18 protein-coding genes and 1 pseudogene are annotated in these 21,209 nt (G+C 62.5%); 13 read left to right on the top strand and 6 right to left on the bottom strand.

The window, feature by feature from the left end; genetic code table 11:
* The first annotated feature begins 45 nt into the window (after positions 1-45).
* The 8 genes from J7396_RS03980 to J7396_RS03945 all read left to right on the top strand — a co-directional run bounded on the left by J7396_RS03980 (position 46) and on the right by J7396_RS03945 (position 6,541).
* Entirely contained in the window at positions 46-948 is a 903-nt protein-coding gene (locus J7396_RS03980) for a biotin-independent malonate decarboxylase subunit beta (protein ID WP_209261173.1), read from the top strand.
* Entirely contained in the window at positions 939-1,643 is a 705-nt protein-coding gene (gene mdcE, locus J7396_RS03975; protein ID WP_008577480.1) for a biotin-independent malonate decarboxylase subunit gamma, read from the top strand. Before J7396_RS03980 ends, mdcE begins: the two co-directional genes overlap by 10 nt.
* A gap of 2 nt (positions 1,644-1,645) precedes the next feature.
* Entirely contained in the window at positions 1,646-2,287 is a 642-nt protein-coding gene (mdcG, locus tag J7396_RS03970) for a malonate decarboxylase holo-[acyl-carrier-protein] synthase (RefSeq protein WP_209261026.1), read from the top strand.
* Positions 2,284-3,153, top strand: coding sequence for a triphosphoribosyl-dephospho-CoA synthase MdcB (gene mdcB / locus J7396_RS03965; protein ID WP_209261025.1), 870 nt, complete (start codon positions 2,284-2,286; stop codon positions 3,151-3,153). Before mdcG ends, mdcB begins: the two co-directional genes overlap by 4 nt.
* A complete protein-coding gene (locus J7396_RS03960; RefSeq protein WP_209261024.1) occupies positions 3,150-3,383 on the top strand; it encodes a hypothetical protein in 234 nt (77 codons plus the stop codon). Before mdcB ends, J7396_RS03960 begins: the two co-directional genes overlap by 4 nt.
* Positions 3,380-4,300 carry a malonate decarboxylase subunit epsilon gene (gene mdcH, locus J7396_RS03955; RefSeq protein ID WP_209261023.1) on the top strand — a complete coding sequence of 307 codons (921 nt, stop codon included), beginning with the start codon at positions 3,380-3,382 and terminating at the stop codon, positions 4,298-4,300. The genes J7396_RS03960 and mdcH overlap by 4 nt, the downstream gene beginning before the upstream one ends.
* A gap of 87 nt (positions 4,301-4,387) precedes the next feature.
* The gene (locus tag J7396_RS03950; protein ID WP_011346235.1) at positions 4,388-5,743 is read left to right on the top strand and encodes an SLC13 family permease; all 1,356 of its coding nucleotides are present in this window, start codon (positions 4,388-4,390) and stop codon (positions 5,741-5,743) included.
* A 78-nt stretch (positions 5,744-5,821) separates the two neighbouring features.
* Positions 5,822-6,541, top strand: a complete 720-nt coding sequence (locus tag J7396_RS03945; protein ID WP_008576608.1) for a GntR family transcriptional regulator — start codon at positions 5,822-5,824, stop codon at positions 6,539-6,541.
* A gap of 149 nt (positions 6,542-6,690) precedes the next feature.
* On the opposite strand, the gene J7396_RS03940 is transcribed toward J7396_RS03945, so the two are convergent.
* From J7396_RS03940 to J7396_RS03925, 4 genes are all read right to left on the bottom strand, one after another.
* Positions 6,691-7,314, bottom strand: coding sequence for an HAD hydrolase-like protein (locus tag J7396_RS03940; RefSeq protein ID WP_209261022.1), 624 nt, complete (start codon positions 7,312-7,314; stop codon positions 6,691-6,693).
* A 221-nt stretch (positions 7,315-7,535) separates the two neighbouring features.
* Entirely contained in the window at positions 7,536-7,955 is a 420-nt protein-coding gene (locus J7396_RS03935) for an STAS domain-containing protein (RefSeq protein ID WP_008576612.1), read from the bottom strand.
* Positions 7,952-8,383 carry an ATP-binding protein gene (locus J7396_RS03930; protein WP_007969522.1) on the bottom strand — a complete coding sequence of 144 codons (432 nt, stop codon included), beginning with the start codon at positions 8,381-8,383 and terminating at the stop codon, positions 7,952-7,954. Before J7396_RS03930 ends, J7396_RS03935 begins: the two co-directional genes overlap by 4 nt.
* Positions 8,380-10,488 (bottom strand): SpoIIE family protein phosphatase, encoded by a 2,109-nt coding sequence (locus J7396_RS03925; protein WP_011346239.1) that lies wholly within the window; start codon positions 10,486-10,488, stop codon positions 8,380-8,382. Before J7396_RS03925 ends, J7396_RS03930 begins: the two co-directional genes overlap by 4 nt.
* Positions 10,489-10,625: 137 nt before the next feature.
* On the opposite strand from J7396_RS03925, the gene J7396_RS03920 reads away from it, so the two are divergent.
* From J7396_RS03920 to J7396_RS03900, 5 genes are all read left to right on the top strand, one after another.
* Entirely contained in the window at positions 10,626-11,225 is a 600-nt protein-coding gene (locus J7396_RS03920) for a hypothetical protein (RefSeq protein ID WP_209261021.1), read from the top strand.
* Positions 11,222-12,547 carry an XVIPCD domain-containing protein gene (locus J7396_RS03915; RefSeq protein ID WP_008576618.1) on the top strand — a complete coding sequence of 442 codons (1,326 nt, stop codon included), beginning with the start codon at positions 11,222-11,224 and terminating at the stop codon, positions 12,545-12,547. The genes J7396_RS03920 and J7396_RS03915 overlap by 4 nt, the downstream gene beginning before the upstream one ends.
* Positions 12,548-12,957: 410 nt before the next feature.
* A complete protein-coding gene (locus J7396_RS03910; protein WP_209261020.1) occupies positions 12,958-13,959 on the top strand; it encodes an arabinogalactan endo-1,4-beta-galactosidase in 1,002 nt (333 codons plus the stop codon).
* 537 nt (positions 13,960-14,496) lie between these two features.
* On the top strand, positions 14,497-17,184 hold the full coding sequence (aceE, locus tag J7396_RS03905) for a pyruvate dehydrogenase (acetyl-transferring), homodimeric type (protein ID WP_209261019.1): 2,688 nt from the start codon (positions 14,497-14,499) through the stop codon (positions 17,182-17,184).
* Positions 17,185-17,307: 123 nt separating this feature from the next.
* Entirely contained in the window at positions 17,308-19,779 is a 2,472-nt protein-coding gene (locus tag J7396_RS03900) for a hypothetical protein (RefSeq protein WP_127167662.1), read from the top strand.
* Positions 19,780-20,081: 302 nt separating this feature from the next.
* Here the strand turns inward: J7396_RS03900 and J7396_RS03895 are convergent, their stop codons facing one another.
* Complete coding sequence (locus J7396_RS03895; protein WP_209261018.1) at positions 20,082-20,897, bottom strand: DUF6216 family protein; 816 nt, start codon at positions 20,895-20,897, stop codon at positions 20,082-20,084.
* 110 nt (positions 20,898-21,007) lie between these two features.
* Positions 21,008-21,209: pseudogene (locus J7396_RS03890) on the bottom strand (transposase); the annotation flags it as partial.

Genomic DNA, 21,209 nt, shown 5'->3' with positions numbered 1-21,209 from the left:
CGCTCCTACGCAAGTCATCGGGAGTCGCACATGAGCACCGTTCCCATGGCCCAGCGCAGCTACTACGAAGCCGATGCCCGCGAACGTATCGAGGGTCTGCTGGATGCCTGCAGCTTTCGCGAATTCGTTGGTCCGCGGCGTCGCTTGATCAGCCCGCACCTGGCACAACTGGACACACCCGGCGCCTTCGACGACGGCATCGTGGTGGGCGAAGGCACTTTGCGCGGCCGCAACGTGTTGATCGCGGCGCAGCAAGGCGCCTTCATGGGCGGCGGCGTGGGCGAAGTGCATGGCGCCAAGCTCACCGGCCTGCTGGAGCGCGCCGCAACCACGCAGCCGGCAGCGGTGCTATTGCTGCTGGACACCGGCGGCGTGCGTCTGCACGAAGCCAATGCAGGGCTCATCGCCATTTCCGAAATCATGCGTGCCACCTTGAGCGCGCGTGCCGCCGGTGTGCCGGTGCTGGCCCTGATCGGCAGCGGCAACGGTGCGTTCGGCGGCATGGGCATCGTGGCGCGCTGCTGCAGCGCGGTGATCATGTCCGAAGAAGGCCGCCTGTCGTTGTCCGGCCCGGACGTGATCGAAACCGTGCGCGGGGTGGAAGAGTTCGACGCGCGCGACCGTGCGCTGGTGTGGCGCATCACCGGCGGCAAACACCGCTACCTGCTTGGCGAAGCCCACACGTTGGTGGCCGATCGCATCGATGCCTTCGCCGATGCAGCGCTGGCCACGCTCGATGCACTCACCGAAGCGACGGGTGAGGCCGCATTGCAGGCGCTGGAGCATGCGCAGCAGCAGTTGACAGCGCGCATCGATGCCTACGGCGATTGCCGCGACGGGCTGGAGATCTGGAAGCGCCAAGGCATCGTCGATGCGCAGCGCCTGCCGCTGCTCGATACCGAGGCCTTTCTTGCCGCGACCGCAGACCGGAGCCTTCCATGGACCTGAGTCACTTGCTCGATCAGCTGTTTCCGCTCGGTCACGCCATCGCGCGCAACGACGATGTGCTGACCGGCAGCGCAACCACCGCCGCCGGCGATGTCACCGTGATCGGTACCGCCAACAAGCTCGAAGTCGGTGTCGATCACGCCTTGGCCCTGGCTGCCACTGTCTTGGCGAGTACCCGCGCATACCCGCAGCGCCCGATCGTGATGCTGGCCGACACCGCCGGCCAGCGGCTGGCACGGCGCGACGAGCTGCTCGGCATCAACGGGTATTTCGCGCACCTGGCGCGTGCGCTGGAGTTGGCACGCACGCGCGGTGCGCGGCTGGTCACACTGGTTTATGGCGAATCGGTCAGCGGTGGATTCCTGTCGTTCGGGCTGATGGCCGACCATATCCATGCATTGCCCGATGCGCAGATCCGGGTCATGGATCTGCGTGCGATGGCACGCGTGACCAAGCAATCGGTCGACACCTTGCAGGCGTTGAGCAAGAGCTCGCCGGTGTTTGCGCCGGGCGTGGAAAATTACGTGCGCATGGGCGCGGTGGAATCGCTGTGGGAAGGCGATCTGGCGCAGGCGCTGCTCGACGCACTGGCCGCGCCGGTCGACGGCGACCAGCGCCGTGCACGCGGCGCGCAACGCGGCGGGCGCACGCTGGCGCGCGATGTCGCCAGCGCCGTGGCTGCGGGCGAGGCCTGAGCATGGCCGGCCGCCACGCTCTGGTGTGGTTGCGCGAAGATGCGCAGTGGCAGGCCGTCACGCCTGGCGCGCAGCCACGGCTGCGGCAGTGGTTCGCGGCCGGCCTGCCAGCGGTAGTGGCGCGTGGCGATGGCAGTCAGGCACCCGGCAGCGTTCGGCTTGGCGTGCCGCTGCCGCCCAGCGAAGGCAAGCAGCGTTTGGCCCTGCAGGCGCACGTGGCCGATATCGCACGCTGCACTGCCCCGCTGACACTGGATGCGGTGACGCCACAGGCGCCTGTCGCGGTGCAGCCGGTACTGCAGGCCCTGCTCGCTCAAGCGCGCGCACATGCGTTGCGCCCGCACGTCTTCGGCAGCTTTGCCTGGCACGCCCTGACCGGCCTGACGTATGTGCACGCGCAATCGGATCTGGATCTGCTGTGGCCCATCGGAACGCCAGAGCAAGCACGCGCGCTGGTCACGCTGCTGCAGCGCTGGGAGCAGCAGCACGGGCTGCGTGCCGATGGCGAACTGCTGTTGCCCGAAGACAACGCGGTGAACTGGCGCGAGTACGCCGGCACTGCGCAACAAGTGTTGGTGAAATCCAACCAGGACTGCCGGTTATTGCCGCGTGCTGCGCTGTTTCCGATCCGGAATGCGGCATGAGCGCACAGCTGCAGCAAACCTGGGTTGCCGGTGCGCCTGCACTGCCGCGCGATGCTGCCTACCAGCTCGCACGTCTGGCGGTTGGCGCCCTGCATGCAGAGCTGGCCTGCGCGCCCAAGCCGGGCTTGGTGACGCCGTTCGACAGCGGCAGCCACACCGACATGGATGCCGCCACCTTCATGCGTAGCCTGTTCGCCTTGCGTGGCTATTTTGTCGCCATTGCCCAGGCCGGCATCGACCATGCGCCATTCGAGCGGCTCCGCGAGCTGGGTATCGGGGCCGAGTCCGCGATGTTGCGCGCTACCCGTGGCATCAATACGCATCGCGGCGCGGTTTTCAGTCTTGGCCTGCTCACTGCGCAGGCTGCACGCCTGTGGGTTGTGCAGCGGCGGCGACCTACTGCAGAACAGGTCTGCAATGGCGTACGCGCCTGGCGCGATGCATTGCAGGCTGCACCGTTGGATCCGCACAGCCATGGCCAGCGGGTGCGTGCGCAGTACCGCATCAGTGGCGTGCGCGAACACGCCGCGGCAGGGTATCCGGTGCTGCGCGAGATCGCCCTGCCTGCGTTGCGTACCGCGCTTGCGGGGGGCGCCACGCGTGAAGCGGCGTTGGTGCAGACCTTGATGCAGCTCATCGCCCAGGTGGACGATCTCAATCTTTTGCATCGTGGCGGGGCGGAGGGCCTGGCATTCGCCAAGGCGCAGGCGGCAGCCTTCCTTGCCGACGGCGGCGTTGCGCACCCGCAGTGGCGCGCGCAGTTGCATGCCATCGGCCAGCAGTTTGTCGCGCGTCGCCTGAGCCCTGGCGGCAGCGCGGATCTGCTGGCCTGTGCATGGTTCCTGCATCGGCAGGAGCTGGCATGAGCCGCGTTTGCTCGCTGGCTGCAGAACATGTGGTGCATGCGCAGGCGCACTGCCGCGGCGTTCTGCTCATCGGCGCAACGCCGGCTGGCCTGCCCGCCGTCGCAACATACGTCGCACATTGCTCCTCAGTCGACCTTCGCATCCAGGTGTCTCGCCACATCGCTTGCAATACGGAACACGGCAGCATGCGCGCAAGGCATTTCTGCAAAAACGGTCAGGTCACCGCATGAGCCTGGCCGTGCTCTGCCCCGGCCAAGGCGGCCAACATGCCGAGATGTTCGCGCGTGTCGGCGATGCGCCCGCGGTAGCCGCTGTCCTCGCCAGCGCACAGCGCGTGCTTGGCGCCGCACCACGAACACTGGCCGCAGATCCGGACCGCTACGCCAATGCCATCGCACAGCCACTGGTCTGCGCCGGTACGCTGGCGCACTGGCAGGTGCTACATGCGCAACTTCCCACGCCGCTGATGGTGCTCGGCTATAGCGTTGGCGAGCTTGCCGCCCATGCGGTGGCCTGCAGCATGTCCATCGACACCTGCCTGCAGCTGGCAGCGACGCGCGCCCGGTTGATGGATGCGGCCAGCCCGCAGCAGGCAGGGCTGATGGCGGTGGTCGGTGTGCCCTTACGCGGCCTGGAGACGCTGTGCCACACGCACGGCGCAGCGCTCGCCATCATCAACGGCGACGATCATGCCGTACTCGGCGGCCCGCGCACTGCATTGCAGGCGCTTGGCGAGGCTGCCAGCGCACAAGGTGCGCGCGTCACGCTGCTGCCGGTCAGCGTGCCGGCGCACACGCCGTGGTTGAGCGCGGCTGCCGAAGGCTTTGCCATTGAACTGGCAACCGCAGACCTCGTCGCGCCCAAGCTGCGCGTCTTGGCAGGCATCGATGCGCGTGCGGTCGGTACGCACGCCCTGGTGGTCGACTCGCTGTCCAGGCAGATCGCGCAGACCGTGCGTTGGTACGACGTGCTGGTGCAAGCCGCCGAGCGCGGCGCACGCGTGTTTCTCGAACTCGGCCCCGGCAGCGCATTGGCGCGGATGGCGCGCGAGGTGCTGCCGGCATGCGAAGCGCGCTCGGTGGACGAATTCCACAGCATTCACGGTGTTCTCGAATGGGTCACGGCTGCGTGCGAGCGCGCGGCATGACGGTCCGGCAGGTGCTGCACACGGTGTGACCCCAGGGTGGCGGGCGGCCATCCGTGTTGTACGCGTATCAGGTGTCTGGGAGGGCGCATGACCCCGCAAATTGCAACGATTCTTGGCTTGGTGATCATGTTCATCGTCGCCACCGCATTGCCCATCAACATGGGGGCGGTGGCGTTCGCGCTGGCCTTCATCATTGGCGGCGTGTGGGTGGGGCTGGAGGGCAAGGAAGTGCTGGCCGGCTTTCCCGGCGACCTGTTCCTGACCTTGGTGGGCATTACTTATCTGTTCGCCATCGCGCAGAAAAACGGCACCATCGATTTGCTGGTGCACTGGGCGGTGCGCGCGGTGCGGGGGCGCATCGTCGCCATCCCCTGGGTGATGTTCGTCATCACCGGGCTGCTGACCGCCTTCGGTGCGCTGGGGCCGGCAGCGGTGGCCATCATCGGGCCGGTGGCGCTGCGCTTCGCCAAGCAGTACCGCATCAACCCGTTGATGATGGGCCTGCTGGTGATCCACGGTGCACAGGGCGGCGGCTTCTCGCCGATCAGCGTGTATGGCGGCATCACCAACAAGGTGGTCGAAAAAGCCGGGCTGGACGTCAGCGAGATGGCGGTGTTCCTCACCAGCCTGGGCTTCAACCTGATGATGGCGATCATCTGCTTCTGCGCCTTCGGTGGGTTGAAGCTGATGCGCCGGCAGGAGCTGTCGCTGGCCGATGCGCAGTACGTGGCGGTTGCCGGCGACCAGGCATCGCACCGCGGCTTCGCGATCGAAGGGCATGGCGCGCTGGTGGCGCCGGGCGGCGGCACCCTGTCCACCGACCCGCTGGCATTGGAGGCGGTGTTCATCACCCGCGACCGCGTGATCACCTTGATCGGCCTGCTGGGCCTGGGCGTTGCTGCGCTGATCTACAACCTCAACGTCGGCCTGGTCTCGATCACGGTGGCGGTGGCCCTGGCGCTGATCTCGCCCAACGCACAGAAGGGCGCGGTGGACGGCATCAGTTGGTCGACGGTGCTGCTGATCAGCGGCGTGGTGACCTATATCGCCGTGCTGGAAAAATCCGGTGCGGTGGACTACATCGGCACCGGCGTGTCGCACATCGGCATGCCGCTGCTGGGCGCGCTGCTGGTCTGCTACGTCGGCGGTATCGTCTCTGCATTCGCCTCCTCGGCAGCGGTACTGGGCGCCACCATTCCGTTGGCGGTGCCATTCCTGATGCAGGGCCAGTTGGGCGCGGCCGGGGTGATTTGCGCGCTGGCCGTGTCCTCCACCATCGTCGACGTCAGCCCGTTTTCCACCAACGGCGCGCTGGTGGTGGCCTCGGCGGCCAAGGAAGAGCGCGACGGCCTGTTCCGCCGCTTCCTGATCTACAGCGGCCTGGTGGTGTTGCTGGGGCCGCTGGCGGCGTGGCTGGTCTTCGTGGTGCCGGGCTGGCTGTGATGCGGTCCGCGCGCCACAGCGCAGCGGGGCGCCCACGTAGAATGGGTGCCCCGACCCGATGCCGACAGCCTGCCCGCCATGACCCTCGCTCCTGATTCGCGCGCCTCCAAGAAGCGCGTGCCGCTGTACGAGGAAGTGGCCGAGCGCCTGCGTCAGAAGATCTACGATTACGCGCTGCCGCCGGGCGAGTGGATCGACGAGCCGGCCCTGGCCGAAGAGCTGGGCATCAGCCGCACGCCGCTGCGCGAAAGTCTCAAGCTGCTCGCGGCCGAAGGCCTGGTGCAACTGGATGCCGGCCGCGGCAGCCGGGTCACCCGGCTGACGCTGGAAGACCTCAACCAGTTGTTTCCTGTGATGGCGATGCTGGAAGGCCGCTGCGCGCACGATGCGGTCAAGCGCATCGATGCGGCCGGCGTGCAGCGCCTGGAAGAGCTGCACGCGGCAATGGAAGCCGCATCGGCGGCCGGCGATGTGGCCGAGTATTACCGCAACAATTACCTGATCCACGAAACCGTGCAGCAGTACGCCGGCAATCCGTGGTTGATCCGGGTGACGCACGATTTGCACCGCATCTTGAAGATGCACCGCGGCCGTCAGTTGCTCACGCCCGGGCGCATGGCCCAATCGCTGGCGGAACATCGCCAACTGATGGACTGCGTGCGACGTGGCGATGCCGAAGGCGCCGAGCGCACCATGCACGGGCACCTGTTGAGCCAGGGGCAGGCCCTGGCAGCGTATGTCGCGGCCGGTGGCATGCTGAACGTACCGGCGCCGTTGCCGCGGGTAGGTGGGGTGTAGAGATTGGCACGGTCCGGGCGCAGCGCCAGGCGCCCCGAGATCCCGCCTTCCTTCCTCCCATCGCAAGAAGGTGCCCGACGGGCGGATGAGGGTATGTCGACACGCATCACCGGCAATGCCCAGCGCTTGCCAATGCGCAGTTCCGCCGCCTAATCCCCGCTCAACGCAAGCAAGTCTTCCACGCGTTCGATCAACTGCGTTCCGGCCAACCCGGCGAACACGTCCGGATGCGCATAGCCCCAGGCCACTGCGGCAAACGGCAGACCCACGAGCTGTGCGGCTTCCCAGTCGGCGACCTGGTCGCCCACGTAGACCGCTTGCGACGCAGTGTGCCCGGTGGCACGCAGCACACGACGCAAGGCGCGTTGTTTGCCCAGCAGATGCGCGCCGCCTTCGATGACGGCAAATGTGGCGCTCAGCTCTGCGCCTAGCGCGCGTTGCACGTTCTCCACGGAGTTGGACGACACCACGGCCAGCCGGCTGCCGCCGGCATGCAACGCGCCCACGGTGTGGGCAATGCCGGGAAACAACGCCACCGGTGGCGCGGCGCGCATGAGCCGGATGAAGTCGGCCGCCACCCATGGCACGCGCCACGCGCTCAGGCCCGATGCCTTGAGCAATTCGCGCGTGCTTAGGCGACGTGCATCGTCGACTTCATGCGCTTGCGCGGCGCGAAAGCCATGCCGTTCGGCCAGCAGCCGCTGGGTGCTCAGGAAAAAACCAAACGAATCGGCAAGCGTGCCGTCGAAATCGAAGATGATCAGTGCGGGCATGGCAACGCGCAGGGCAGGGCGTCATAGCCTAACCAAGGTGGTGCCGGCACCCACGCGCACAGGTCCCCACATGTGCGCGCAGGCGACGTCGGCGGCGACATCGATGTGGCGCGCAGTCGTCAGCCCCGATGGAAAGCCCGCAGCGACCGCACGGCGCGCGTACAAGCCGCAACGTGCCTTGCCGCGCCCGGCGGTGGGCCCCGTCGGTAGTACAGCTGCGCTCAGGCTTCGGCGAAGTGCGGCACGATCGGCGTATCGCTTTGCGCGCTCTGTTCGATCACCTTGCGCTGCATCGCCGCCAGGTACGCGTCCAGCTCTTCGGTGGAGGCGAACACGTCGCTCAACGGCACCGCCTTGACCATGTCGAAGACCTTGCGGATCTGCGGTTGCGGGTTGCTCACCAGCACCTTGCCCTGGCGCGTGGCCAGCGCCTTGCGCGCCTTGAAGATGCAGCGGATGCCGGCGCTGGAAATGTATTCCAGTGCGCTCAGGTCGAGCACCAGCGTGGTGATGCGGGTGCCCAGCAACGGCGACAGTGCCGCGTCCAGGTCCTGGTAGGTGTGGGTGTCCAGCCGCCCGGTCAGAGTGACGCGTTGACGGGTGTCTTGCGGCGGGTCGATCTGAATGGCGAGCGTGGTCATGACAGGGCCTCGGGGACAGGGGCGTACGGGTGCAGCAGGGTGACGCGCACGACGTTATATGCACCATCGCGGCGGTAGTCGATGTGATCGGCGAACTGATGGACCAGAAACAACCCCAGCCCGCCGATGGCGCGGTCGTCGAGCTCGTCGGTCACCTCGGGCATGGGCGCGGCGCAGGGGTCGAAAGCGCTGCCTGCATCGTGCATTTCCAATACCAGCGCCTGCGCGTCCAGCTGCAGCTGCAAACGCAGCGGCTGTGCCGCGCACTGGCCGTGGGTCAGCGCATTGCAGCCGAGCTCTTCCACGATCAGCCGTACCTGGCCGATGCGCTCGGCGTGCAGGCCCTCGAGCGTGAGCGATTGTTCCAGCGCATCGTTGGCGCCCGCCAGCTGGGCCAGCGATGGCGCGATGGCCAAATCGAGCTTCATGCAGTCGTTGCCTTTCCGGGCGCGTCCCGGCCAGCGTGTGCGACCCGCCCAGCATGCTCCTGGCGCAGCCGGATCGCCAGCAGCGTGATGTCGTCGTACGGATCGGCCGTGCCGGTGAAACGGGCGATATTGGCGATCACCGCCTTGCACTGCGCCGCCGCGCTGCGGCGCGGGTGCAGCGCCGTCAGCAACCGCTCCAGTCCGTAGCTGGCGCCGCGCTCGTCCATCGCCTCGGTCACGCCATCGGTGTAGCCCAGCAAGGTCTGCCCTGCGCTCATGCGGCCCTGCAGCACCGGGTAGGATTCCTGCGGCTCGATCCCCAGCGGTGCACCGGTTTCCAGCGGCAACGGGCGCGCCTTGCCATCGATATCGATCAACAAGGGCGGCTCGTGCCCGGCGCTGGCCAGCCAGTAGTCGCCGCTGACCACGTTGATCAGGCCGCACAGCACGGTGGCGAACATGCAGGTCTCGTTGTTTTCGGCCAACCGCGTGGAGGCGGCAATCAAAATCGCGTCCGGGCGCGTGTACCGCCGTGCGGCAATCTCCAGCACGCTCACCGCGCGCGCCATGAACAAGGCCGCCGGCACGCCCTTGTCGGAGACATCGCCCACCACGAACCACAGCAGGCCCGGTTCGGTTTCCACGAAGTGGTAGAAATCTCCGCCCACCGCCTTGGCCGGCTCCAGCCATGCGCAGGTTTCCAGATGCGAGCTGGCGCGGTCGAAGGTGCGCCCGGAAGGCAGCATCGCCTGCTGGATCTCGCGCGCAATCTGCAGCTCGCTGTGCATGCGTTCGCGCGCGGCGGTCATCTCGCCGATCTCGGCGATGTGATGGCGGATCGCATCGCGTGCGCTGTCGAAGGCGCGTGCCATCACGCCTACCTCGTCGTCGCGTTCGATGTGCTGCAACGGGTATTCGAATTCGCCGCGCCGGAAGTGCTCGGCGGTGTCCGTCAGTTCTTCGATCGGCCGCGTCAACTTGCGCGTGATCCGCCGCATCAACCACCACCACACCAACGCGCCCAGCAGCGCGGCCAGCGCCACCCACGCCGCCAGCCAGTTCAGGCCGGCCAGCACGTAGCCTTCGGAGGCCGACAGCACGAAGGTCCAGCCGCTGCGCCCCACCGCCGCGCTGTGGGTCAGAAAGCGCTCGCCATCGGGCGCGGTATGCGAAAACGAGATCGGCTGGCCGGCAGCGACGGCGCGCTGCAATGGCCGCAGATCCGGGCGCGACCGGGCCACGTAGGCCGTGAGCGAATGGCGCAGATTCAGTGCCGGGTCGGGGCTGAAGACCAGCAGGCCTTCCGGCGACAGCAGCATCGTCTGGATGCCGATATCGCGCGGCAGCTGATCGATGATCTCGCGCAGATGCTGCAGCGGCAGATCCACGCTCACCATGCCGACCGGCGCCGTATCCGGTGCATCGCCAGGCCGGCGCAGCGGCAGGTTGTAGCTGGTGTACAGGCCGCCGCCGTTGGCATCCAGGTAGGGCTCGGACCACCATGCGCGGCCCTCGCGCTGGGTGCGCAGATACCAGGGCATCGCGCGATAGTCATAACCCAGTTCCAGCGCGGATTTTTCTGCGATGCGCGTGCCGCTGCGGTGCACGTACCACACAAACCCGCTGTCGCCGGCCTTTTGCGTACGCGGTGCGATGATCAGGCGCGCCGCCCCGATATCCGGGTCGCCGGTGAGCGTGGCCAGCAGCAACGCACGCAGATTGAACGGCTGCAGCCCCACGCCGCTACTGCTGGCGGCCAGCGTGCGCCCGCTCACCTGCACCGAATCGAGCAAGGCCGCCAGGCTGCGCGCGGTCTGTTCGGTCAGGCCATCCACCTCGGTACGCGCCGCCTCCACCAGCTCGGCGCGTGCGCCCAGGTAGAACACCGTGCCCAGCACCGTCAGCAGGGCCACCAGCACTGCGGTGGCCGCCAGCAGCACACGCATGCGCAAGCTGCGGCGCCAGGGCATGCGCGCGGCGACCGATGTCTGGGGTGGCAGTGATCGCGGGCGGTTGCGCATGGCGCATTCTTCGTGGCAGCGGCTGCGCTGGATCATGGCAGCTTTGCTGCCACGCACAACTCTCCCTGGCAGCCTCATCCTCACGAGGTCTCGATTGACCGGCCGAACGCGAGCGGACTAGATTGGCCGCCCACCTGCCACGGAGGCCGGCCTTGCGCCAGATGTTGACCCCAAGCCTGCTGGCCCTTTTGCTTACGGCCTGTCACCCCCCGGAGACCAGCATGACCCAGACCCATTCCCCCGCCACCGAGGCAACTGCAGCAGCCGACGTCCAGGCCGGCGGCCGCGGTCTTGCCAAGGTGAATCCGAGTCCGCGTAGGGCCTATGCGCTGACGCTCACCTTGGACAAGGCGCCTGGTCCGTTTGCGGCGGTGAATGGGTATGCACAGTACGACGTCAGCAACGACAGCGAATGCGGACAGATTCATCCTCAAACAGGCGTTGGACAACGCATCACAAGCAGCGAGCCGGTTGTACTGAAAAAAGTCTCCGAGCAGGAATATCAAGGAGTCATCTACCTTGATCTCATGCTCGATGAAGATTATTACGGACGTGGGGTCTGTCACTGGGGCATGACGGGAGCACGGGTGTCCCTGAAGGCCACAGGTAAAAAAGAGGAGACCGCATTTCTGCCATTCATCGAGACCAAGGATGTCATTGCAGGCAAGCCGGTTACTCTGTACTTCTGGAAGGGCGGGTATCCCAAGGAAGACATTGCAGACTATGCCGATAACGGCTTGCCCTCGGCGGCGGATTTCAAGCCGGAATTGCGCGACCAGTTATTCTCGATAACCCTTGCCGCCAAAGAGGTCTCGCCGTGAAGCCTACCTCGCAGCAATACGCCATTCTTTCTAACGAGGGTTACGTCGATCACAAGGTCGGTAAGCGCGGCCCTGGTGACCGTGAGCGAGTGGATGTTGGCGGCGAGAGCTACGAAATCCTAGAGCACGTCAATAATCCAAAGACGGGCTATCAGGGAACAATCTATCAACGCGTCGGCGGCGGCGATATCGTCGTCGCCCACCGGGGTACCGAGGAAATCCTGCGTGATGCGATACAGGCAGATGGCTCCATGGTGCTTCAGCGCATCAATCCGCAAGCGGAAGATGCGATCGCCCTGACGAAAAGTGCACTTGGCTATGCAGCCAAGCAGGAGCAGCGCACCGGGCACGCTCCCGAGGTGACCGTGACTGGCCATTCGCTCGGCGGAGCGCTTGCCCAGGTCAGCGCCCACCACTTCGATCTGAAAGGCGAAACCTTCAACGCTTACGGTGCAGCGAGCTTGGCGTATCGCATCCCGGAAGGGGGCAACAGCGTGATCAACCATGTCATGGCCGCTGATCCGGTGAGCGCAGCATCTCCGCATTACGGAGAAGTGCGTGTGTATGCCAGGCCCAACGAGATCGCGACGCTCAGTGCGATGGGCTACAGCAACAGCAGGTTGAATTTCCTGATTCCCGATTCACCTGTGACATCTGCGGTCAGTTCGCTCGGCTCGCACACCATCAAAAACTTCCTGGATGAGCGCTCTCCGCTCAACAACCCGCAGGCGCGTGAACTCGCGGATCAAAACAAGCGAATGATCAACGAGTACCGATCCGATCTGGACGAGATCCGGGCTGGGATCACCTTGTTGAGCCGGGGGCCGAAGGGCCTCGGCCAGGACGCCATCGATGCCATCCGCGGCCCGCTCGCGCCGGGCGAGCCGGCCAAACGCGACGCACGCGAGCATGGCAACGGCCATACTTCCTTGCGGATCGATCAACCCGGGCACGTGGGCAATGGCCTGTTCCAGGATGCCCAGCGCGGCGTGCATGCGCAGGACGCACGTGCCGGGCGCACGCCCGACCAGCACAGCGCGCAGCTATCCGGTTCGCTCGCATCGGAAATGCACGCCGCCGGTGGCCAGCGCATCGATGCGGTGATGATGAGCCCGGATGCCGCACGCACCTTCGCCGTGCAAGGACGTGTCGACGACCCGGCACAGCTGCGCGTGAGCGTGGACACCATGACGGCAATGAATACCCCGCTGGAACAGAGCAGCCAACGCGTCGCCGAAAACGCGGCGCGTCAGTCGGTGGCATTGGAGCAGCAACAGTCCCAGACCCAGCAACAGCAGCAGGGCGCACGTGCCATGGGCTGAGGGGCGTGTGGCGCTGCAGCGTTTGGGTGTGAAGTGACACATCACGCTGCGGCCCATGCCGCACGCCGTCCGGACTGCACATCGCCACCATCGAACCTTGCATCAAGACGCCGGGCCTGCCCGGCGTTTTTGCGTTCATTCGCGCAGTCATACGCACCGCTGCTGCTGCATCTGCACAACAACCGGCCGGCTCGACGTGTGCAAATGCAAGGTTTTCCTGCATCGAGCTATGCCACAACTCCCCGCACCTATAGCGGCCTCAACCGGGCTGTACGGCCGTGCTTGAATCGCCACGGATTTGCAGCGATGCACGGCCAGGCACATGCCACGCCGCGCACATGCACCAAGCAAGACAGGGGATCAAGCAAGGCGCCAACCGGCGCGACATCCATCGATCGAGGGAGCGTTTCATGACCATCTTTTGCAGGCACTACCACCGTGTATGGCTCATCCTGCTGCTGTGTCTGTGCAGCGCCGGCGTCAGCGCGCAAGGCATCGCCAAAGGCGCGGACGTCAGCTGGCTCAATCAACAGGCCGCCAACAATCCGCCGCAGGTCTTTCGCGATGCAGCCGGCAACACCACCGACTTCATCAAGCTGTTCAAGGATGTCGGCGGCAACGCCATTCGCCTGCGCGTCTGGGTCAACCCGTCCGGCGGCTGGAACGATGGCCGCGACACCCTGGACAAGGCCAAGCGCGCCGCCGCGCAAGGCATGCGCATCATGATCGACTTCCACTACAGCGACAGCTGGGCCGACCCGGGCAAGCAGACCAAGCCTGCGGCATGGGCCGGCCACTCCGTTGCCCAGCTCAACACCGATGTGTACAGCCACACCCAGGGCATCCTCAAATACCTCAAGGACAACGGCATCACCGTCAGCTGGGTGCAGGTGGGCAACGAGATCAACAGCGGCATGCTGTGGAACGAGGGCAAGACGCCCAACTTCGCCAGCCTGGGCCAGTTCATCAACAGCGGCTACACCGCCACCAAGGCGGTGTATCCCAACGCCAAGGTCGTCGTGCATCTGGCCAATGGCTACGACAACGCCAACTTCCGCTGGTTCTTCGATAACCTGCGCTCGGCCGGCGGCAAGTGGGACGTGATCGGCATGTCGCATTATCCGCCGGTTGGCAGCTGGCAGGATTACAACAGCCGCCTGGACACCAACATGCGCGACATGATTGCGCGCTACGGCAGCGATGTGGTGATTTCCGAGGTCGGCATGGATTGGCAGCAGGCGGCCACCACCCGCGCCATGCTCAGCAACCTGCTCAGCCGCAGCAGCAGCATCGGCGCGCGCGTCCTCGGCGTGTTCTATTGGGAGCCCAACGCCTACCCGGGCTGGCAGGGCTACACCATGGGCGCAGTCAACAACAACGGCCAACTGACCGAAGCGCTGCAAGCATTCTGACCAGCACGCTGCCACGGGGCGGCGCCCGCCGCGGGGCGATGTCCTGGCAAACCCAAAGACCACGCCATCGCGTAGGAGCGCCCCCGGGCGCGACAGGCTTCACCGATAAAGCTGCTCGCGCTCAAGTGCGCTCCTGCAATCGGCGGCGCCCGCCGCTGGGATGTTCTGGCGACGGCACCCAGCCGAACCCACAGACTCCGCCATCGCGTAGGAGCGCACCTGGGCGCGAGGCGTCACCGAGAAAGCCTCTCGCGCCCAGGTGCGCTCCTACGGGCGGGCATGCACAGCGGCCCACTCGATGCGGCAGCGCCCGGCCATCGCCTGCCGCTGCCCCTCATCCTTTGGTCGTACACCGGCCGCGCCCGCTGCGCCGCATCGGCGTTTCAACAGGCACCCAGGCTCCACGCAGCGCACAACAGCGTCCCATTCCATACGCACCCGTAGCGAGGAATGGCAACAGGTGCGTGCGGTACACTTGGGGGTTCACGAATTCACGATGTCGACACACCCGCGGGGTGTGTCCCCCCGGGAGCGCTAATGAACTGGTTGAACGAAGTGCTGCACAACGATCCGAACCCGCTTGAGACGCAGGAGTGGCTCGAATCGATCAAGGCCGTCATCGACGTCGAAGGCCCGGAGCGCGCCCATCAGCTGCTGGAAGGCATGGTCGAACAGACCCGCCGCGCCGGCGCTTACCTGCCGTTCTCGCCCACCACCGAGTACGTCAACACCATCTCCCCGGCCAACGAGGCCAAGCACCCCGGCGACTCCGCGCTGGAGTGGAAGATCCGCTCGATCATCCGCTGGAACGCCATGGCCACCGTCGTGCGGGCCAACCGCAAGCCGGGTGACCTGGGCGGCCACATCGCCTCCTTCGCCTCCAGCGCCACGCTGTACGACGTGGGCTTCAACCACTTCTGGCGTGCGCCTTCGGACAACCATCCGGGCGATCTGCTGTTCATCCAGGGCCATAGCGCCCCGGGGATCTACGCCCGCGCCTTCCTCGAAGGCCGCATCAGCCAGTCCCAGCTGGACAATTTCCGCATGGAAGTGGACGGCCAGGGCATCTCCTCCTACCCGCACCCGTGGCTGATGCCCGAGTTCTGGCAAACCCCCACCGTGTCGATGGGCCTGGGCCCGCTGGCCGCCATCTACCAGGCGCAGTTCATGCGCTACCTGGAAAACCGCGGTCTCATCGAGAAGTCCGACCGCAAGGTGTGGTGCTTCATCGGCGACGGCGAATCGGACGAACCCGAAACCCTCGGCGCCATCGCGCTGGCCGGCCGCGAAGGCCTGGACAACCTCATCTTCGTGGTCAACTGCAACCTGCAGCGCCTGGACGGCCCGGTGCGCGGCAACGGCAAGATCATCCAGGAACTGGAAGGCGTGTTCCGTGGCGGCGGCTGGAACGTCATCAAGCTGCTCTGGGGCGGCTACTGGGACGCGCTGCTGGCCAAGGACACCGACGGTGTGCTGCGCAAGTTGATGATGGAAACCGTCGACGGCGAATACCAGAACTGCAAGGCCTTCGGCGGCGCCTACACGCGCGCCAATTTCTTCGGCAAGTACCCGGAGACCGCGGCCATGGTCGCCGGCCTGTCCGACGACGACATCTGGCGCCTGAACCGTGGCGGCCACGACCCGCACAAGGTGTATGCCGCCTACCACCAGGCCGTGAACACCACCGGCATGCCCACCGTGATTCTGGCCAAGACGGTCAAGGGCTACGGCATGGGTTCGGCTGGTGAGGCGCTCAACCCCACCCACCAGACCAAGAAGCTGGACGATGCGGCGGTCAAGCACTTCCGCGACCGCTTCAACATCCCGGTCACCGACGCCCAGCTGGAAGACGGCCAGGTGCCGTTCTACCACCCCGGCGAAGATTCCCCGGAAGTGCAGTACCTCAAAGAACGCCGCAACGTGCTGGGCGGCTTCCTGCCCTCGCGCCGTCCCAAGGCCAGCAAGTCGTTCGTCGCGCCCACGCTCGACAAGTTCGAGCGCCTGCTCAAGGACAGCGGCGAGCGCACGTATTCCACCACCATGTCCTTCGTGCAGAGCCTCAACATCGCCCTGCGCGACAAGGAACTGGGCCCGCGCATCGTGCCGATCGTGGCCGATGAAGCGCGCACCTTCGGCATGGAAGGCATGTTCCGCCAGATCGGCATCTATGCCCCGTTCGGCCAGAAGTACAAGCCGGTCGATGCCGACCAGCTGATGTACTACCGCGAAGACCAGACCGGCCAGGTGCTGCAGCAGGGCATCAGCGAGCCGGGCGCCATCGCCTCGTGGATGGCCGCCGGCACCAGCTACTCGGTGTCGGATGTGCCGATGCTGCCGTTCTACATCTACTACTCCATGTTCGGCTTCCAGCGCGTGGGCGACATCGCCTGGCAGGCAGCGGACATGCGCACGCGTGGCTTCCTGCTCGGTGGTACCGCCGGCCGCACCACGCTCAATGGCGAAGGCCTGCAGCACGAAGACGGCTTCAGCCAGGTCATTGCCGGCTCCATCCCGAACGTGCGTAGCTACGACCCGACCTTCGGCTTCGAAGTCACCGTCATCATGCAGCACGGCATGAAGGCGATGATGGAAGACCAGATCGACGAGTACTACTACATCACCCTGATGAACGAGAACTACGTCCATCCTGGCATGCCGGACGGCGCGGCCGAGGGCATCATCAAGGGCATGTACCTGCTCACCGACGCCGGCAAGCCCAAGAAGGGCGAGCTGCGCGTACAGCTGCTGGGCTCGGGCACCATCCTGCGCGAAGCCATTGCCGCCGCGGAACTGCTGGACAAGGACTTCGGCGTCACCGCCGACATCTGGTCCTGCCCCAGCTTCAACGAACTGCGCCGCGACGGCTACGCCGTGGAGCGCTGGAACCGCCTGCACCCGGAAGCCGAACAGCGCAAGCCCTACGTCACCCAGCTGCTGGAAGGCCGCCAGGGCCCGGCCATCGCCGCCACCGACTACGTGCGCGCCTTCGCCGACCAGATCCGCGCCTTCGTCCCGATGACCTACACCGTGCTCGGCACGGATGGCTTCGGTCGCTCGGATACGCGTGCCAACCTGCGCCGCTTCTTCGAAGTGGACCGTTACTACATCGCACATGCGGCGATTGCCGCGCTGGCGAAGGACGGCAAGATGACGGGCAAGGATGTGGCCCGGGCGATCAAGCAGTACAAGATTGATCCTGAGAAGGCAAATCCTGTTGGGGTTTGAGTAGTTTAGGAACTGACTGATAAGAAAGGGCGGCCATTGGCCGCCCTTTTTTCGATAAGTGCAGCCACCTACCATTGCGAGTTTAGTTGGCTAATATGAACTAATTGAGTGAGAGGATGCAGGATGTCAATCGAATATAGTGTTGGCTTGGATAATTTGAAGAAGCTCGTTGCGGAATACTCACCACTTGGTGACCTTTCAAATGAAGCCCAAACCCGATTTTCATTCATTGATTTGTTCCTGCGGAATTGCCTTGGATGGGACGTCGTAGAAACAAAGGTCGAAGTTGCGCAGTCGGGAGAGCGTACCGACTACGAATGTGGTGCTCCCCGATCGCTAATTGTTGAGGCCAAGCGATCATCGGATCAGTTTAAATTTCCGCCAAGAGGCCCAAAATCAGGCGTGCGAGTGCGTCTTGACTCACTCTGTGCATTCTCTAAAGAAGTTGGAGATGCTGTCCTCCAGGCGCAAAAGTACTGCCAGTCAAGAGGTGTCGAGCTTGCGGTGGTAAGTAACGCGTCTCAGCTAATAATATTCATGGCGACACGCAACGACGGTCTTTCTCCGCTTTCCGGTGATGCGCTGGTTTTTGACGGCTACGACGAAATCGTAAGGAACTTCGTTATGGTCTTCGACACTATCTCACGTCCAGGAGTCACCGAGCAGCGATATAGGCCGATTCTCAGTGGGAAAAGTTCTGCTGTCACGCCACCTAAACTCTCCTCATTATGCATTCAATATCACGACTATTCCTATTCAAGTGATTTCCAAGAAACACTGCGCAATGCGGCGTCGCTTGTAATCGAGGATTTAGGTAGGTCTGATGGTGTAGAGACAGAGTTTCTGCGAGAGTGTTATTGCGAAAGTGGTCCTATTTCTCAATACTCGATGCTTGGTAAGAGTATCGTTGCAGCCCGATACGCTGCACTATTTCCTTCTGGTGTTACTGGAAGCAAGCTGGAGCAGGTAAATCCTAGGAATTCGCGTAAAGGAGAGTTTAGCGAGAAGGTCTTGGCTGAAGCCCTTGCTCGCCGCCCCCTAGTTCTGCTAGGTGATGTAGGTGTAGGAAAAACGTCATTTCTGAAGCACCTAATGAAAGTGAGTGCAAGCGATGTCTTTAAAAAGGTAATAAGCATCTACTTTGACCTGGGTTCGGAAGGTGCGCTAGTTAAAGAAACTAAAGATGCACTTCTTGAACAAGTGGAAGTTACGCTTCGAGAGGATCTTGGTGTCAATAAGATGGACGCGAAGATGCTTGAAAGCATATATAAAGCTGAGTTGAATGAATTTGATACCGGGATAATGTCTCAACTTCGAGATATTAATGAGTCCTCCTTTCAAGAACAGCGGCTCACACTATTGATGGGCTTGGCATCTAGGCGCGAAAGTCACTTGAAGAGGGTTTTAGCTTTTGTCGCAAAATCGCGTACTGCTCAGATCGTATTTGTGATTGACAATGCTGATCAGCGGAGTACGTCGGTACAGACCGATGCTTTTGTTATCGCACAGGAGCTTAGCGCGCATTGGTCTTCGGTTGTGTTCATCGCTCTACGGCCTCAGACATTTCATGCTTCGAAGAGAAGTGGTGCTGTCTCTGCATATCCGTCTAAGGTGTTCGTTATTCCACCACCAAAGCTGGAAGATGCTATTGAAAAGCGTCTTGTTTTTGCTAAGAAAATGGCGGAGGGTCGTCTTCCAATTCAATCGATTGGAGGGGTCTCGCTTCACTTGGAGTCACTATCTATCTTGATAGATGTCCTTAGAAATTCGATGTCAAGAAACAAAGATATAATGGAGTTTATTGTTAATGTATCTTCCGGAAATATAAGAATTGCAGTGGAGCTTGTCGCTAGGTTTTTTGGAAACCCGAATGTCCAGTCTGAGAGGATTGTTGGAAAGGTTATGGATGGGGATGGGTATATAATTCCAGTCCACGAATTTGCAAAAACTGCTCTACTTGGTGATTATTCCCACTTCCAAGAATCGGCGTCGCTGGCTTCTAATGTTTTCGATGTCACGACTGCTGATATATACGAACATTTCCTGTCGCTGTTGATCTTGTCTTATCTTTCTTGGGATCACGTAATTTCAGGGGCGGCCGATGGCTTTGTAAAGATGTCTGCTGTTATTGAAGAAATGCAGGATCGCGGGTTTACAAGTGGTCAGATCACGAATCATCTCATCCGGCTTAATAGAAAAAAGCTGATTGAATCAGTTGAAAGAAAGACTCTTGAATTAGATGGAGACATTCAGCGAGAAGGTCTGCCGGAAGCATTCAGAATAACTACGCTCGGCGCCTATGTCAGTAAGAAATGGGTAGGGGATTTTTCGTTTTTGGAAGCTATGTCATTTGATACGCCAATATTTGATGCAGACGTCAGGGCTGAGCTGACCAAGGTTGTTAACGACGATAGGCTTGGTGCTCGCTATGTACGTGCAAGCGGATTTAGGGATTATTTGACCGATGTTTGGGTAAAGAAAAACACTCAGCCGCCATATTTTGATTGGCGTCAGCTTGTCTCTGTTGGTGCTGATTCCTTTAATCGCGTTCTTCGACGGTTGGCAGAACTGGGTTACGTTGGAAAGTCGGAGTAATAACGGGGTCAGGTTCTTAGGTATCCCCACGTTTTTACGGCACCAGCGTCATCTGCTCGCGTACTGCGTCGGGCAATGTGCGCAAGCTTTCTAGCCAACGTGAGACAGGTTCCAACGGCTAATAACGGGGTCAGGTTCCTAGGTATCCCCACATTTTTACGGCACCAGCGTAACGGTAACGGGGTCAGGTTGGACCATCCCCGATTTCTCGGACAGGTTAATTAAGGAACAAATAACGGGGTCAAATAACGGGGTCAGGTTAACTTATCAGTTGATGGCGCTCGGCTTGCGTGGCCGATATCTCAAGCTTCGGCCTTTTCTGTTTCTGCCTTGCCTAGGATTTTTTTCAACTCAATCTGCGCAAGCCACTGACGTATTGTGCCAAAGATCATAAGCGCATACCAGGTCAGCATACCTAAGGCCATCAGAAAAACGCGGCGCTGCTTGGGGATTTCCTGGGCTAAATATTTATCGAATGAGTTATCTGCCCAGATATCGCACAGCGTCCTGGGGTCGGTCGATTTAAACCCCGGTGGGCTGACCGGTTTTTGGCTGGATGAGCATTGGTCTTTTACGAAATTTTCCTTTTTCCCGAAGATCGGGCGGACTTTCCTGGCTTCGGTGCTTGTCAACCATAATGATGTTTCGCTGCCCTTCAATGTAATTAGCAGATCGTCGGTTGAAGCCACAGCCGCTGAGATGATCATTCCAATGATTAGGAGAAATAGGACAATTGAAGCCCCGGCTGGCCATGCCCAATGGGGAATTCTTTTGGGAACGATTTCTAGCTTTTTTAGATCGAATGCCCATCCCGCTCTGCCTATCAAGCTAATGGGTATATTTCTTTTCTCGGAGAAAGCTGCGAGGTTTTGAGCGTCCAAAAGCGTTTGTGACCGCACACCATGGGTCATACGAAAGCTAACCAGTGCAGCCTGGTCCGCCAAGTTCTTCTTGATCACCGGATCTTCAATCTCGTCCCTGGCAATGAAGAAACGCAGGAGCCTAGCGTTGACAGGATGAAAAGATCCAGCCCGCCAGCAGGTGATAGCTGCGGCAACGATGATGCCGGTGATTGATCCTAAAGCAACTTTATTGGTGAGAAAGTCAAACCAATCCATTGATGCTTCTCCTAAAGAAGTTAGCTCGCACTAAGCCGCTCAGGCGATATCGGCCAATTGGGCGAAAATTTTAGCCATATCATCGCAAGTAACGGAGGCAGGTTAACTTATCACTCGGCGGTGTTCGGTTTGCGTGGCCGATGAGCGGGCCTGACGCCTGCAAAGCGGTGGGTCTTGGCTTCGACCATTGTGCGGAAGGCGTCGTGGCCCAGGGCTCGCTGCTGCTGTAGATGAAGACGAATGTTGGCGAGCAGTTCGTCGGAGAGGGCTTCATTGAGCAGAGCACGGTACGCGTTGGATCGCTGGATCGGG

The sequence above is a fragment of the Xanthomonas sp. A1809 genome (assembly GCF_017746015.1).
Lineage (GTDB): Bacteria > Pseudomonadota > Gammaproteobacteria > Xanthomonadales > Xanthomonadaceae > Xanthomonas > Xanthomonas euvesicatoria.
Note: the sequence above shows the minus strand (reverse complement) of the source record. Positions and strands in the feature narration are given on the sequence as shown.

Coding starts and splice junctions, on each gene's coding strand:
- J7396_RS03980 (WP_209261173.1), top strand. CDS start 46: ATGGCCCAGCGCAGCTACTACGAAGCCGATGCCCGCGAACGTATCGAG.
- mdcE (WP_008577480.1), top strand. CDS start 939: ATGGACCTGAGTCACTTGCTCGATCAGCTGTTTCCGCTCGGTCACGCC.
- mdcG (WP_209261026.1), top strand. CDS start 1,646: ATGGCCGGCCGCCACGCTCTGGTGTGGTTGCGCGAAGATGCGCAGTGG.
- mdcB (WP_209261025.1), top strand. CDS start 2,284: ATGAGCGCACAGCTGCAGCAAACCTGGGTTGCCGGTGCGCCTGCACTG.
- J7396_RS03960 (WP_209261024.1), top strand. CDS start 3,150: ATGAGCCGCGTTTGCTCGCTGGCTGCAGAACATGTGGTGCATGCGCAG.
- mdcH (WP_209261023.1), top strand. CDS start 3,380: ATGAGCCTGGCCGTGCTCTGCCCCGGCCAAGGCGGCCAACATGCCGAG.
- J7396_RS03950 (WP_011346235.1), top strand. CDS start 4,388: ATGACCCCGCAAATTGCAACGATTCTTGGCTTGGTGATCATGTTCATC.
- J7396_RS03945 (WP_008576608.1), top strand. CDS start 5,822: ATGACCCTCGCTCCTGATTCGCGCGCCTCCAAGAAGCGCGTGCCGCTG.
- J7396_RS03940 (WP_209261022.1), bottom strand. CDS start 7,314: ATGCCCGCACTGATCATCTTCGATTTCGACGGCACGCTTGCCGATTCG.
- J7396_RS03935 (WP_008576612.1), bottom strand. CDS start 7,955: ATGACCACGCTCGCCATTCAGATCGACCCGCCGCAAGACACCCGTCAA.
- J7396_RS03930 (WP_007969522.1), bottom strand. CDS start 8,383: ATGAAGCTCGATTTGGCCATCGCGCCATCGCTGGCCCAGCTGGCGGGC.
- J7396_RS03920 (WP_209261021.1), top strand. CDS start 10,626: ATGACCCAGACCCATTCCCCCGCCACCGAGGCAACTGCAGCAGCCGAC.
- J7396_RS03910 (WP_209261020.1), top strand. CDS start 12,958: ATGACCATCTTTTGCAGGCACTACCACCGTGTATGGCTCATCCTGCTG.
- aceE (WP_209261019.1), top strand. CDS start 14,497: ATGAACTGGTTGAACGAAGTGCTGCACAACGATCCGAACCCGCTTGAG.
- J7396_RS03900 (WP_127167662.1), top strand. CDS start 17,308: ATGTCAATCGAATATAGTGTTGGCTTGGATAATTTGAAGAAGCTCGTT.
- J7396_RS03895 (WP_209261018.1), bottom strand. CDS start 20,897: ATGGATTGGTTTGACTTTCTCACCAATAAAGTTGCTTTAGGATCAATC.